Here is a 13,662-nt window from a genome sequence, read left to right as displayed (position 1 = left end):
TATGAATGATCGAGAACTAATCGAGCAGTTGCAGCTGATAGCGGCCGAGCAGCGAGATGGACTATCCCTATACTGTCTTCTCGATAGCACGGTCTACGCCGCAGCTTCAACCGACGAAATGGGCAAGTCGTATGGTGATCTCGCGGCGGAACTGATTGGTGCAAAAGCGGAGCCACTATTTGCGTACGCATTCAATGATGCGCGTGCAGATGCTTCGCCATTGCTTGTGTCGATCCCGGCGCTCGAAGGTGACCTCGCTGCCCAGATTGCTGCATTGGCTGTCCGATACCATTTAGCGAGTTGGGTGTGGTCGCCCCTATCAAGGCAAGTACTTGCACAGCATTTTGCTCGATTTATACGAGCGGAATTCGGCGCTACTGCGGCGATACTTCGTCCCTACGATCCACGCATCATGGAGGACACGATTGCTTGTTTCGATTTTGGGAGGCAGGCTGCGCTATGGCGGCCGTTGAGCGCGTGGAGCTATTTGGACGAGGACGATGTCCTAAAGCAGTTGCAACGTCCAGTATGGGAGCCTGCGTCTGAACTTAGTTGCCCGCTGCGGCTTGATCGCAACGAACAAGATCGGTTCGAGGGACTTGCGAATCGTATCGCGCTGGCGGGCTATATTGAAGCCCATGGCCCGTCAATCATGGAGTCACTAACATCGGCTGAGCGCAAGGCGTTCTGTATCCAGCAGTTAGAAATTGGCGAGCGGTTGGGAAAAAGGTCTATGGGAGATCTATTCATCGTCGCTGCGCTTTCGGGGGCCCACGGCGTGCAGTGGATTGATGACACCCGCGTGGGACATTTGGTGCAATCGGTGACTGCTGGGAACGTATCGCTGGCAGCCGTCGCAGCAGAGATCGGTGGACGGCTTGAGCAGCGGGGCTAGTCTGCGGTTGCTGTCGACGAAGGTAGACATGGACCATATGGAGTAGACCTCGGCTAACCTGAAATGTCGATCCTGCAACGATTCAACGAGCAATCAAAATAATTGCGTAAATTCTGAGCAAGTTATGCAAACGTCAAGTCGAATTTTTCTCGCCGCTTTCATCCTGGTCGCATTCAATGGCTGTTCGCGAGCGAAGCCAATCGGATTGGCCATAGAAGGCTATAACTACACTAATCGGTATATATCTAGCTTCACTGTAACCGATGAAAGCGGCAATGGCTCATGGGGCGGTGACGTGAAGTTAAGTACGCCGACAGCCGGCGGTGGTGGAAGCACATGCTGCGTGCTGCTGCAACCGAATACTACGCGGGCCGTTCGACTTCGGATCGACTGGACAATCGGTCGAATCGATGATGCCTCCGGCCATACCGTTGCTCCGGAGATTCACAAGGTTGCATCAGTCTCCGTGGAGCCCCCGTTTCCGGATGATCCAAAGAATCTCGAGGTGCACTTTTATCCGGATGGGCACGTCGAGGCAGCGGTCACGCAATGGTCATCGGAACCACGGATAAAACTGCCCGAAGATCGGAAGGAGCAGCCATGAGCGACGCGGCGCTTCGTCCCGATGTGGCGTTACCCGATGCACTTTCGCCTGCGCAGCTCGTGAGCCGCGCAGCCCAAATGGCTCCCGCTGCGATCGAGTCACCCCATACGGCTTCGTCTTGTACGACGGACGTGTGGTTCTCGGCTTTCTTCGATGGAACCAGCAACAGTCTTTATGACGAAGACCACCGCCCCCATGAGCAGCAGTCATACACGAACGTCGCACGATTGTTCTTTGCGCACCAGCCGAGAAACGATTCGAAGGCTATAGCAACTGAGTACATGCCTGGCGTCGGCACTAAGTTTGCAGAGATTGGAGATTCGGGTGGCGCCATGGGATATGCGATGGGCTATATGGGCATGGAGCGCATTGATTGGGCGGAAATGCGCCTAAAGGTCGCGACAGATACGCAAAGGGCGCGCGGCCTGAAGGTGAACACTGTGCATGTCGCAGTGTTCGGTTTCTCGCGCGGCGCAACGCTTGCGCGTGCCTTCGTTAGCAGGCTCGCCAAGCAAGCGAAGCAACAAGGCGGGCAGTGGGTTCGTGATGGCGCCAGGTTTCGTATTTACTTCCTTGGTATCTTTGATACCGTGGCGTCGGTTGGTTTGCCGCGGGATCATAATACCTACTCGAGAGAATTAAGCATCCCGCAGATCGTCGAGCGATGTGTTCATATGGTGGCCGCTCATGAACTTCGATTTGCATTTCCTCTCGATTCCGTACGGCGCAACGGACGATACCCGGCCAATGTCGTCGAATATGTATTTCCTGGCGTGCACTCAGATGTCGGTGGCGGATACGCTCAGAATGAGCAGGGACGTTCCAATGCCTACACGAAACTGCCTTTATATTCGATGTACCGCGAAGCACAAATGGCCGGTGTTCCGCTAAAAAATATCGATGACCTGCCCACGGCTGCGCGGGAGCACTTCAAGATGGATGCGAATGTACTGCCTCATTTTCGTACTTACATGGGGGCGCTGGAAACTACGGGTGAATCGCTAGAGGAGCAGACCTTCGGTCATCTGAGACTCTACTGGCGTTGGCGAAAATTGAGGATGAACAACTTGCAGGCGCCAATCCCGCAGCGGCTCGCGGCGCTCTCACATCAAGCTAAGCAGACGAACAGGTCGTTGTTTGATCGATTGAGATCACTCAGAGACGACGACACCGGACTGATTATGTTTCGCGCCCAGGGCGGAGTTTTGACAAAGAGTCAACAGGCGGAACTTGATAGCAATGCCAGTCAAGAGACAGCCCTGAACGACCAAATTTCAAGGAATAATGAGTTCGACAACGACAAGCAGCAAGCGAAGGAAGCCGACGATAGGCTCGAAGGCGAGGCGCGCGCTCTGTCCCGCTTAGTGGCGAGTGGCCGTGCTGCTGATTGGGAAAAGGCCATCTGGGAAGCATGGAACGATCCGCGTCCATTGCCCGAGGACGTTGTGGCCTTTTTCGATCGTTATATTCACGATAGCCAAGCGGCATGGAGTCATTCGAGAGACGAGGCCGCGGCTGCGATGAACGGCGTCGGCGCCGCGCAGACGTGTGGGCAGTATTTCACGCAAATGGCCGCGAAATACTGTGCGGCCGTGGAGGATGAGAATCGCGCAGCCACCATTGCGTTCCTTCGGCCGCGAACGATTTTCTTTGGCCAGAGCGAAGCAGTCTTTGCCTCCTCGGACACGAATATGTAGTCGAGATGCCAGATCAAATTTGGACGTCAATACGATGAAGGCGTTCGATGTGACGAACGATCCGGATACGCCCGCGATCCTTAACGTCGACACCGCCAACTATCGGAGGTACGTCGAGCAATGTCCTCGCGTGCGCCGCAGACAGTGTGCGATGCACGGGTTAGCTCAAAAGCCGCATGCCAATGAAGAAACGTCATGCAGTTCTAGCGATCTCGCTTTGCCTGTACGTCGGTTCATCCGCACAAGGGGATGGCCTAACCCCGATGCCGAAGTTTTCCGACTATCCGGTACCGGTCTACACGGGGGCGTTGCACGTCGTGTCCTACTATGCGCACGATTCCGACGGCGTTTGGCGCGATGACATGGGAAAGCAAGTCGCTCCCGTTCGCATCAACTTCGCCGGCAGGTACTACCTCGGCGTGCATAGCTGCGGAGCCGAGTGCCGCTATTTCACACTGTCGGACTTGTCCACCGGGCGGGATTCGAAGGCATTGGACATGTTCTCCACTGCCGAGGGCGAGCCTTTGCGAACGCGAGATGGCCGCGCCTACGTGACCGAATTGGCGGGTCGTTCGGATAGTGCAATACTGGTGGCGCGATATCACATCGACGGATCGGCTGATCTTGTATCCGAATGTCGTGAGCGTGTTTTTCTATTGAGTGACGATGGTCGCCGGGTGAGGCCGATTACACCTACGCGCGTCGAATGCCAGTAAGAGTCGAAGCAGGGCATTCGACTAGACCTACGTCAAGTGCAGAGCATCGAAGGCGCGAAGCTTGTTACCGCGCCGACCATCGTCGAGATCACCGAACATCGGCAGCCGCTTCAGCAAAGCCCGGTTTGATTGCCTCCCGCGGCGACCCTCCTACTTCAAACTCCCCGCCAGAAACTGCCGCAGCCGCTCGCTCTTCGCATTGCTGAACACCTCTTGCGGCGCACCTTCCTCTTCCACGCGACCCTGGTGCAGGAACATGACGTGATTCGACACATTGCGCGCGAACCCCATCTCGTGCGTGACGACGATCATCGTCCGGCCTTCCTCGGCCAGCTTCTGCATGACCTTGAGCACTTCGCCGACGAGCTCGGGATCGAGCGCCGAAGTCGGCTCGTCGAACAACATCACATCGGGATTCATCGCCAACGCACGCGCAATCGCCACGCGCTGTTGCTGCCCGCCCGACAGATGCGACGGATACTGCTTTTCCAGCCGCGGCGCGAGCCCGACCTTCTCGAGATACGTTCGCGCACGCTCCTCGGCTTCCTTGCGAGAGAGCCCCAGCACGTGCACGGGCGCTTCCACCACGTTCTCGAGCACGTTCATATGCGACCAAAGGTTGAAGTGCTGGAACACCATCGAGAGCTTCGTGCGGATCCGCTGCAACTGCTTTTGATCCGATACGCGCAGTGCGCCGGTCTTGTCCTTGGCCGTGCGTACCTCTTCGCCGTCGACGAAAATCCGCCCGGCGCTAGGTTGTTCGAGGAAGTTGATGCAGCGAAGCATCGTGCTCTTGCCCGAGCCCGACGAACCGATGACGCTGATCACGTCGCCGGCGTTGGCCTTCAGAGAAACGCCCTTGAGAACTTCGTTGCTGCCGTAGTGCTTGTGCAGATCGTCGATGAAAAGCTTATGCATGAGTTACTTGCCTTGCGGGCGCAGGTAGGCGAGCCAGCGCTTTTCGGCGCGGCGAAACAGTGCGACGAGCGCGAACGAGATGCCCAGATAGAGCAGGGCCGCGATGCCGAACGCCTGGAACGACATGTAGGTCGCGGAATTGGCGTCGCGCGCGATCTTGAGGATGTCCGGGACGGTGGCCGTGAATGCGACCGTCGTCGCATGCAGCATCAGAATGACTTCGTTGCTATACAACGGCAACGCGCGCCGCAGCGCCGAAGGCAGGATCACGCGCCGATAGAGCGTGAACGTCGACATCCCGTAAGCACGCGCCGCTTCGATCTCGCCATAGGCCGTTGCCTTGATCGAGCCGGCGAAGATCTCGGTCGTGTAAGCGCAGGTATTGAGCGTGAACGCGAGCAGCGTGCAGTTCATACCCTGGCGGAAGAACGCGTTCAACATTTCGTGATTGCGCACGATGTCGAGGCTGTAAAGCCCCGTGTAGCAGAGCAGCAACTGCACGTAGAGCGGCGTGCCGCGAAAGATGTACGTGTAGAGCCACACGGCGCCCGAGATCGCCTTGTTGCGCGAGACCCGAGCGCAAGCGAGCGGCACCGACAAGCAAAAGCCGATGCCGATCGACACGACCAGCAGCCACAGCGTGATGGCAAGGCCCGTCGTTTGATAGCCGTCGGTGAACAGGTAGTTGCGCCAGTAGTCGTGAATCAGCTCGATCATGGTGGATTTGGACAGACAGATCTTATAGCTCGGCTTTACGCACGCCGATCGAATATCGCTTCTCGAGCCAGAGGAGGACTAGATTCGAAACCGTCGTGATCGCGAGATAGATCGCCCCCGCGATCAACGTGAAAAAGAAAAAGCGCAGCGTGCCTTTGCCGGCGTCCTGCGAGGCCTTGACGACGTCGGCCAAGCCGATGATCGAGACGAGCGCCGTGGCTTTGACCATCACCTGCCAGTTGTTGCCGATGCCCGGTAGCGCGAAACGCATCATCTGCGGAAACATGATGCGCGAGAAGCTCTGCCAGCCCGTCATGCCGTAAGCGGCGCCCGCTTCGAGCTGTCCGCGCGGCACGGAAAGGAATGCGCCGCGGAACGTTTCGGTGAAGTAGGCCCCGTAAATGAAGCCGAGCACGATGACGCCGGCCACGAACGGGTCGATGTCGATCTCGTCCCAACCGGCCAGATCGGTCAAGTTGTTGAGCCAGATTTGGATGCTGTAGAACAGCAGCAGCATCAGCACGAGATCGGGCACGCCGCGCACGAGCGTCGTATACACCGTGCCGATGCTTCTCGGCACCGGATTTTTCGAGAGCTTCGCCGCCGCGCCGACGAGGCCCAGAACGAAGGCCAGCGCGAGCGACAGCAGCGAGAGCTTGACGGTCTGCCAAGTGCCGGCGAGGATCAGCGGGCCGTAGCCTTGAAGAAACATGGTTGGAAGTGCAGTCCTTGACGGCGCGCGGGAATGTGCGTGCACCGCGAAACGAAATACTAAGCGGCCAAAAATGGCGTGCGGCCAATATTGGGGCCAGCCTGAGCGTCCGCGGCGGGCGACGATGGGCCAGGCGCCGCAATGGCTTGCCTGGGCCGCCGCTCGAGCACGAACGCGCCTCGGCGGGACGACCGCCGCTCCGGGGAAAGGGCGTCCAGCCGGAAAAGCGCGGTATTTTACCTGAAGCGGGCTGCCGCGCTACTGCGACGAACCCGGGTTCTGTTTCTGTCTATCGGCGTCCCGAGCCGGAAGCCGCGAGACAGCGCATTGGCCTCCGCGCGGAACGGCAAAAAAAAGCCGCGACCCGAAAGGGCGCGGCGAAGGAACGCGTGCGCGAAGGGAATGCGCACGCTAGGGGTAGGGGCGGGGGCGTCGTCGACTTATTGCGTTTGCGAGGGCGCGGCACCCGGGGCTGCGTCATGCCCGTGCTCCATCATCCATCCGCCGCGATGCGCCATGCGGGCGAGGTGCTGCTTGATGTCGTCGCTGACCACCTTCTTTTGCTGCTCGCTCAAGCTGTCGTAGACCTTGAGCCAAGCCGCCGTGACCTGCTCGTGCCGTTGCCGCTGGTCGTCCGCGAGCTTTTGATGGGCGTTATGCATCGCATCGAGATCGATCACGGGCTGCTGCGCCATGGCTTCGAACTGCTTGCGCGCCGCATCGTGCTCGGTACGAGCGGCATCGCGCGCTTGCGTCATCGTTTGCAGTGCGTTCTGCCATAGCCGCTCTTGGGCGGGCGTCAGCGTGAGCTTCAGTTCGTTGTGGAGCTTGCCGAGCTCTTTCATGATCATCATGCCGTCGTCATGATGGTGGCCGTGCCAGCCGTGATGCCAGCCGCCGGTATCGCCGGCGGGGCCCGGCGCGTTTTCGGCGGCGTAAGCGGTGCCCAATCCCAGTACGACCGCGGCGGCGCTCACGGCGAGCCAGCGCCGCGAGAGGCGGGAAGTCGGATTCGTTTGGGGCGTGTGCGCCGTAGCGGACAGCAAGCGCGAGAGTCGTTTCATTCGATGCTCCTGAACAATGAAGGAGAAGCCGTAGTAAGGCTTAAGCTCCGTGACGTCAGGCTATGCGCTGCGAAGCGGGGGCGTGTTACGCGACGCGCGCTGCCTATTACGCGTCGTTACGGGCCAGTTTCGCGGTAACGCCCGGTAACCCTTTACGTCGTTTGTGACGGTCTTACACGGGTAGCTCGCGTTAAACTTCACGGCATGGCTACTCAAATCCTGGTCGTCGACGACGACGCCGAACTGCGCGATCTCCTGCGCGACTACTTGGTCCGTCAAGGCATCGAGGTGTCGGTGCTGCACGACGCCGTCTCACTCGAGCGCCGGCTTGAACGCGAACGCCCCGATCTCATCGTGCTCGATCTGATGATGCCCGGCGTCGACGGTCTGACGGCGCTGCGCAAGCTGCGGGCGACGGGCGACGACATTCCCGTGATCATGCTGACGGCGCGCGCGGACGATGTCGACCGCATCGTCGGGCTCGAGCTCGGCGCCGACGATTACCTCGGCAAGCCCTTCAATCCGCGCGAACTGCTCGCGCGCGTCCAAGCCGTGCTGCGCCGGCGCCGGACGATTCCGTCGGCGGCGCCCGAGCAGCGGGAGCCGTTCGCATTCGGCCGCTTCCAACTTGACTTTCAGGCGCGCGCGCTCAATCTCGAGGGGCGTCCGCTGACGCTTTCCGGTAGCGAATTCGCGTTGCTGAAGATTTTCGTGAACCATCCGATGCGTACGCTCACGCGCGAGCGATTGCTGGAACTGCTGCATGGGCCGGAGTACGACGGCACCGACCGCGGTATCGACGTTCAAGTCTGGCGGTTGCGCCGCATCTTGGAATCTGACCCTTCTACGCCGCGTTTTATCCAAACCGTACGCGGCCGGGGCTATGTCTTCGTCCCTAACGGCGAACCGAATGCGGCGCCCAATTGACTCGCTGTTCGGCCGGCTTGCACTGCTCGTCGTCGCCGTTCTGCTGATTTCTCACTTCGCTTGGTTCGTGCTCATTCGTGTCGAGCGCAGCCAGTCGCAGGCACGCTACGCGGTCGAGGAAGAGACCTTTCTGATCGATGCCGTGCGCCAGCACGTGGCCCGATCGCCCTCGGTCCCGCTGCCTTCTCGCGTCCGGCTCGTCGATCCGGCTAGCCCCGAGGTGCCGCCCGCCAAGCAAGACCTGCCCCCGCCGCTGAGGCGCTTTCTCGAGGAAATTCGCGACCGTCTGCCGCCGGGCTCGCTCGTGCGTATTGGGCCGCCGGCCCGCCCGCCGACGCTTTGGGTCCACGAGGCGACCGACGAGAACTGGATCGTCTTACCGATGACGTCGCTGCATCCGCCGCGGCCGCGCGATCAAATGCTGGAATGGCTTGCAGTCATCTTCAGCATTGCCGTGATGTGCGCGCTGTTCGTCGCGTGGCGCCTCCAGCAGCCTATCAGCGCGCTCGCCCAAGCCGTCGTACGTTTCGGGCGAGGGCAGAGCGTACCGCCGCTCGCCGAGCGCGGTCCGCGCGAGCTGCGTGCGCTCACGCACGGTTTCAATCAAATGGTGCGCGAGGTGTCGCGTACCGAGCAGGACCGCGCGGTCATGCTGGCCGGGGTGGCCCACGATTTGAAGACGCCGCTTGCGCGGCTGCGCCTGCGCGCCGAGATGATGGAGGAAGCCAAGCTACGCGATGGCGTCGTTCGCGACGTGGATGCACTGGCCCACATCGTCGACCAGTTCCTCGTATTCGCGCACGACGGCTCGGACCGTAGCGAACCCGTGGTCGTGGACGAACAATGCGCGCGGATCGCTCGGACTTATCGCGCCGTTGCGCCGGGCAGTCCCCCCGTACGCACCGAATTGGCGACCGGCGCCGGTTTCCGGCTGCCGACGGCCACACTCGAACGGATCTTATCGAACCTGCTCGATAACGCCCATGCCTACGGCGCGCCGCCCGTGGTCGTGGCGACGGCGCGCACGCAAGCGGGCTGGGAGCTTTCCGTCAGCGACCACGGTCGCGGCATTGCGCCGTTGGATCTCGTCAACGCAAGCCGGCCCTTCGTACGGCTCGATCCGGCGCGCGGCGGCAATGGCCACAGCGGGCTGGGTCTTGCGATCGTGGAGCGGCTGGTGCGCCGGCAGGGCGGCGTATGCGAGATCGGCAATGCCCCGGAGGGCGGTTTGCGCGTGGCGATGACGTTTCCGTTCGCCGCCACGGCCCGGTCTGCCCGGGAGTCCGAAAGCGCCTGGTAACGCTGCTTTCGGCCGCCGCAACGAAGCCCCCGCGGGCTACTCGGCGAAAAGGGAGTCTAGGGCGGCCGCGGCCTCGCTATCCACCGTGTTGTAGGTGACGCTGTTCGCCTCGAAGATGTAGTGCGTGGTGTACTTGCCGAGCCGAGCCAGAATCTCCTCCTGGATTTCTTCGGGCTCCGTATCGAGTTTCAGGTACCACGAAGTGGACGACAGCCTGGTCTGGAACGCGCCGTATTCGGCCATGAGCTGATCGAATGCGTGCGCATCCTGGTCGCGACAGACGATGACCAGATTTCCTTTCATGCGTATCTCCCGGTAGATCGGTAGGTTCATTCGCCACGAGAGATCGATCATACCCGCTCTCGTCCAAGTGCCGTTCGTTCGCCGATTTCGAGGCGAGCGCGACTTCCGTTCGCCACCCCCGTGGGTTTCGCCCGCCGCCGCTTCGGGGCATAATTTCGCGTTCGCGCCGACACGCCGGGCATTTTTTACGCGCCGGCGTGTGCTTTGCGCAGGCATTTGCGGCAACGACCCGCAGCGGGAGGCAATTTTCGGCGGCCATCGCAAGCGCCGAAGCGGCGCGGCCACGGCGAGCCGTCCTGCGCTCGCTTTCGTCGCACGCATCGGGCCAAGAGGCGAGATTTTTGTGGCCCGCGCGGTTGTGCCTGAAACAAAGGTTGTAGTAGTGTCGTGCCGTCGAAAAGGCGGCAAGGGCCGGCAGCTAGAACGGACGGCTCAACAATCAACGATTCGCGCTCAAAACGCATCACCGCAACCATACGCTCGTCATGCCTGTATTTCGTGTCTCGGATCGCTGCGCCGCCCCGCGCACATGCTTGCGCGCCAGTTCGCCGGCGGCATGCGTTCGCCCGCTCGGCCTGTCCGCGCGTGTTTGCCGCTCGCCGCGCGGCTTGAAGGGGGCTTAATGGATTTCGGTTTCAACCTGAACCGCACCGCCAATGCATCTGCGTGGCGTTTAGCCCCCAATCGCTGGGATTTCGTCGCATTTCCGCTCATCATCTGTGTAATTGCCATGGCGGCGATCGGCTTTCACCAGACGATGGCGCCGATCTCGACGCTCAAGACGCAGGTGATTTCGCTCAATCCCGCGATGTTGCCGGAGTACGCGCTTCGAACGACGCTGCGCATGCTGGCCGCGATCGTGGCGTCGCTCGTGTTCACGCTCGTCTACGGAACCGTCGCGGCCAAGAGCCGCCGGGCGGGCATCGTGCTCGTACCGATCCTCGACATCTTGCAGTCGGTTCCGGTGCTCGGCTATATCTCGTTTACCGTCACGTTCTTTCTCGCGCTATTCCCGGCGCGCGTGCTCGGCGCCGAATTCGCGGCCATTTTCGCGATCTTCACGGCCCAGGCTTGGAACATGACGTTTAGCTTTTACCAGTCGCTGCGCACGGTGCCGCGCGATCTCGACGAAGTCTCGCGCGGCTTTCATCTGACGGCCTGGCAGCGCTTCTGGAAGCTCGAGGTGCCGTTCTCGATGCCGGGGCTGATCTGGAACATGATGATGTCGATGTCCGGGAGCTGGTTCTTCGTCGTGGCCTCGGAAGCGATAACCGTGGGCAACAACACGATTACGTTGCCGGGCATCGGTGCCTATCTCGCCCAAGCGATCGCCGAAAAGAATCTGGTCGCGATCGGCTGGGTGATCGTCACGATGGCGGTCGTCATTCTTGCGTACGACCAGTTGATGTTCCGTCCGCTGGTGTCCTGGGCCGATAAGTTCCGTATGGAAACGACGAGTTCGGGCGATGCGCCCGAATCGTGGCTGCTCGACCTCGTACGTCGCACGCGCTTGATCCATCTGCTGCTCGTGCCGGCCGGATGGATTTTCGCCAAGCTCGCGCGGTTGCCGCTGCGCTTGCCGCGCGTGGACAACGTCTCGTTCGCGCGCATGGCGAGCGGGCGCAAGCGCTCGCTCGCCGGCGATATCGCATGGGGCCTGCTCGTGCTCGCCGGCACGCTATATGTGGCCTGGCGCGTCGTGGCCTATGTGCGCACGGGCGTGACGGGCGCCGAAGTCGGCCATGTCTTCGTGCTCGGCTTCTTTACGCTCATGCGGGTCGTGGTGCTGATCGCGCTTTCGTCACTGGTGTGGGTGCCGATCGGGGTGAAGATCGGTCTGAAGCCGGCCCTCGCCGAGAAAGTGCAGCCGATTGCCCAGTTCCTCGCGGCCTTCCCGGCGAACTTGCTATTTCCGGTGTTCGTGATTGTCATCGTCCGGTTCCATCTGAACGCCGACATCTGGTTGTCGCCGCTCATCGTGCTCGGGACGCAGTGGTATATCCTGTTCAACGTCATCGCGGGCACGACGGCCTACCCGAACGACTATCGCGAAGCGGCGACGAATTTCCGGATTCGCGGGTGGCAATGGTGGCGTCAAGCCATGTTGCCGGGCATTTTTCCGTACTACGTCACAGGCGCCATTACGGCCTCGGGCGGCGCATGGAATGCGAGCATCGTCTCGGAACTCGTGCAGTGGGGCGATACGAAAATCGCGGCGCATGGGCTCGGGGCCTATATTGCGCAATACACGGCGGCTGGCGATTTCCCCAAGATCATCCTCGGCATCGCCGTGATGTCGCTGTTCGTGACGCTATTCAACCGGCTGCTGTGGCGCCCGCTTTATGCCTATGCGGAATCGAAGCTGCGGCTCGATTGACCGATACCGTCCAAGGCGCGCGGCCGCGAAGGCCGCGCCGACCGAGTGCTCAAATCAAGAGTGAAGCGCAATGCAAAATCCTAAAGCTGACCTAAGCGCCGCGCCGTTCGCGGGCACCGCCGCAGCAGCCCCGCGTACGGGCGAGGAAGTCTTGAACGTGAAGGGCGTATGCCGCGGTTTTTCCAAGGCGCAAGGCGAATTGCTCGTGCTCGACGACGTCAATCTGTCGCTGCGCGAAGGTGAGATCGTCGGGCTGCTGGGTCGTTCGGGGTCTGGCAAATCGACGCTCCTGCGGATCATCGCCGGCCTGATCGAGCCGACCGCCGGCGAAGTCAGCTACTTGGGCGCGCCGCTTTCGGGCCCGGCCGAAGGCGTCGCCATGGTGTTCCAGACGTTCGCGCTCTTTCCGTGGCTCACCGTGTTGCAAAACGTGGAAGCGGGGCTCGAGGCGCTCGGCGTCGCTGCGCGCGAGCGGCGCGAGCGCGCGTTGGCCGCAATCGATTTGATCGGCCTCGACGGCTTCGAGAACGCCTATCCGCGCGAACTGTCCGGCGGTATGCGCCAGCGCGTGGGTTTCGCGCGCGCGCTCGTCGTGGACCCGACGCTGCTGTTGATGGACGAGCCGTTCTCCGCCCTCGACGTGCTGACGGCGGAAACGCTGCGTACCGACTTGCTCGACCTCTGGACGCAGCGCCGCATGCCGATCAAGTCGGTGCTGATCGTCACGCACAACATCGAAGAAGCCGTGTTCATGTGCGACCGGATCCTGGTGCTCTCGTCGAATCCGGGGCGCGTGCTGGCCGAGATCAAAGTGCCGTTCGCGCATCCGCGCAACCGGCTCGATCCGGCTTTCCGACGGCTCGTCGACGAGATCTACGCGAAGATGACGGCGCGCCGGACCGATGAGGCGACGAAGAAAGGCCTCGAACTCGGCAGTTGGCTGCCGAGCGTGTCGACGAACTTGATGGCCGGTTTGATCGAAACGCTGGCGGCGCCGCCGTACCACGGCCGTGCCGATATGCCGGAAATCGCGCGCTCGTTGCATCTCGAGGTGGACGATCTATTCCCGATCGCCGAAGTGCTTCAGCACTTGGGTTTCGCCGACGTGCGCGAGGGCGATATTTTTCTGACGCCGCCCGCGCGCGTGTTCGCGGAGTTCGGCACGCAAGAGCGCAAGATGATGTTCGCCGAGCATCTGCTGCGGCATGTGCCGCTTGCCGCTCGGATCAAAAAGGTGCTCAACGAACGGCCGGGCCATCGCGCGCCGCGCGTGCGCTTCGAGCAAGAACTCGAAGATTTTCTCTCGGACAGCGCCGCGGAAGAGACCCTCGATGCCGTCATCAACTGGGGCCGGTACGGCGAGATTTTCTCGTACAACGACCAGACCGAGATTTTTAGCCTCGAGGACGTAGAGTCCTAGGAATCAGGCCGA

At 61.1% G+C, this 13,662-nt stretch carries 13 protein-coding genes; 8 read left to right on the top strand and 5 right to left on the bottom strand.

Annotation, left to right across the window (positions count from 1 at the left end):
- Position 1 precedes the first annotated feature (1 nt).
- From AB1286_RS07040 to AB1286_RS07025, 4 genes are all read left to right on the top strand, one after another.
- On the top strand, positions 2–895 hold the full coding sequence (locus AB1286_RS07040; RefSeq protein ID WP_430362582.1) for a DUF4123 domain-containing protein: 894 nt from the start codon (positions 2–4) through the stop codon (positions 893–895).
- Positions 896–1,019: 124 nt separating this feature from the next.
- Complete coding sequence (locus AB1286_RS07035) at positions 1,020–1,499, top strand: DUF3304 domain-containing protein (protein ID WP_430362581.1); 480 nt, start codon at positions 1,020–1,022, stop codon at positions 1,497–1,499.
- On the top strand, positions 1,496–3,196 hold the full coding sequence (locus AB1286_RS07030) for a phospholipase effector Tle1 domain-containing protein (RefSeq protein WP_430362580.1): 1,701 nt from the start codon (positions 1,496–1,498) through the stop codon (positions 3,194–3,196). Before AB1286_RS07035 ends, AB1286_RS07030 begins: the two co-directional genes overlap by 4 nt.
- 263 nt (positions 3,197–3,459) lie before the next feature.
- On the top strand, positions 3,460–3,912 hold the full coding sequence (locus AB1286_RS07025; RefSeq protein WP_430362579.1) for a hypothetical protein: 453 nt from the start codon (positions 3,460–3,462) through the stop codon (positions 3,910–3,912).
- A 150-nt stretch (positions 3,913–4,062) separates the two neighbouring features.
- Here AB1286_RS07025 and AB1286_RS07020 read toward each other — a convergent pair whose 3' ends face one another.
- The 4 genes from AB1286_RS07020 to AB1286_RS07005 all read right to left on the bottom strand — a co-directional run bounded on the left by AB1286_RS07020 (position 4,063) and on the right by AB1286_RS07005 (position 7,323).
- Positions 4,063–4,830, bottom strand: coding sequence for an ABC transporter ATP-binding protein (locus tag AB1286_RS07020; protein ID WP_430362578.1), 768 nt, complete (start codon positions 4,828–4,830; stop codon positions 4,063–4,065).
- 3 nt (positions 4,831–4,833) lie between these two features.
- Complete coding sequence (locus tag AB1286_RS07015) at positions 4,834–5,547, bottom strand: ABC transporter permease (protein ID WP_430362577.1); 714 nt, start codon at positions 5,545–5,547, stop codon at positions 4,834–4,836.
- A gap of 22 nt (positions 5,548–5,569) precedes the next feature.
- Positions 5,570–6,259, bottom strand: coding sequence for an ABC transporter permease (locus tag AB1286_RS07010; RefSeq protein WP_430362576.1), 690 nt, complete (start codon positions 6,257–6,259; stop codon positions 5,570–5,572).
- Between the two features lie 440 nt (positions 6,260–6,699).
- A complete protein-coding gene (locus AB1286_RS07005) occupies positions 6,700–7,323 on the bottom strand; it encodes a periplasmic heavy metal sensor (RefSeq protein ID WP_430362575.1) in 624 nt (207 codons plus the stop codon).
- A gap of 204 nt (positions 7,324–7,527) precedes the next feature.
- Here AB1286_RS07005 and AB1286_RS07000 point away from each other — a divergent pair, with 204 nt between their 5' ends.
- On the top strand, positions 7,528–8,250 hold the full coding sequence (locus AB1286_RS07000) for a response regulator (RefSeq protein ID WP_430362574.1): 723 nt from the start codon (positions 7,528–7,530) through the stop codon (positions 8,248–8,250).
- Positions 8,234–9,550: an ATP-binding protein gene (locus tag AB1286_RS06995; RefSeq protein WP_430362573.1), complete on the top strand. Its 1,317-nt coding sequence runs from the start codon at positions 8,234–8,236 to the stop codon at positions 9,548–9,550. Before AB1286_RS07000 ends, AB1286_RS06995 begins: the two co-directional genes overlap by 17 nt.
- Positions 9,551–9,586: 36 nt before the next feature.
- Here AB1286_RS06995 and AB1286_RS06990 read toward each other — a convergent pair whose 3' ends face one another.
- The gene (locus AB1286_RS06990; protein WP_430362572.1) at positions 9,587–9,853 is read right to left on the bottom strand and encodes a hypothetical protein; all 267 of its coding nucleotides are present in this window, start codon (positions 9,851–9,853) and stop codon (positions 9,587–9,589) included.
- Positions 9,854–10,475: 622 nt separating this feature from the next.
- On the opposite strand from AB1286_RS06990, the gene AB1286_RS06985 reads away from it, so the two are divergent.
- Both AB1286_RS06985 and AB1286_RS06980 read left to right on the top strand, forming a co-directional pair.
- Positions 10,476–12,230 carry an ABC transporter permease gene (locus tag AB1286_RS06985; RefSeq protein WP_430362571.1) on the top strand — a complete coding sequence of 585 codons (1,755 nt, stop codon included), beginning with the start codon at positions 10,476–10,478 and terminating at the stop codon, positions 12,228–12,230.
- Positions 12,231–12,300: 70 nt separating this feature from the next.
- Positions 12,301–13,650, top strand: coding sequence for an AAA-associated domain-containing protein (locus AB1286_RS06980; protein ID WP_430362570.1), 1,350 nt, complete (start codon positions 12,301–12,303; stop codon positions 13,648–13,650).
- Positions 13,651–13,662: the final 12 nt, after the last annotated feature.

This window comes from Trinickia sp. NRRL B-1857 (genome assembly GCF_050470685.1).
GTDB lineage: Bacteria > Pseudomonadota > Gammaproteobacteria > Burkholderiales > Burkholderiaceae > Trinickia.
The sequence above is the reverse complement of the archived record's forward strand: the minus strand, read 5'-3'. Positions and strand labels throughout refer to the sequence as shown.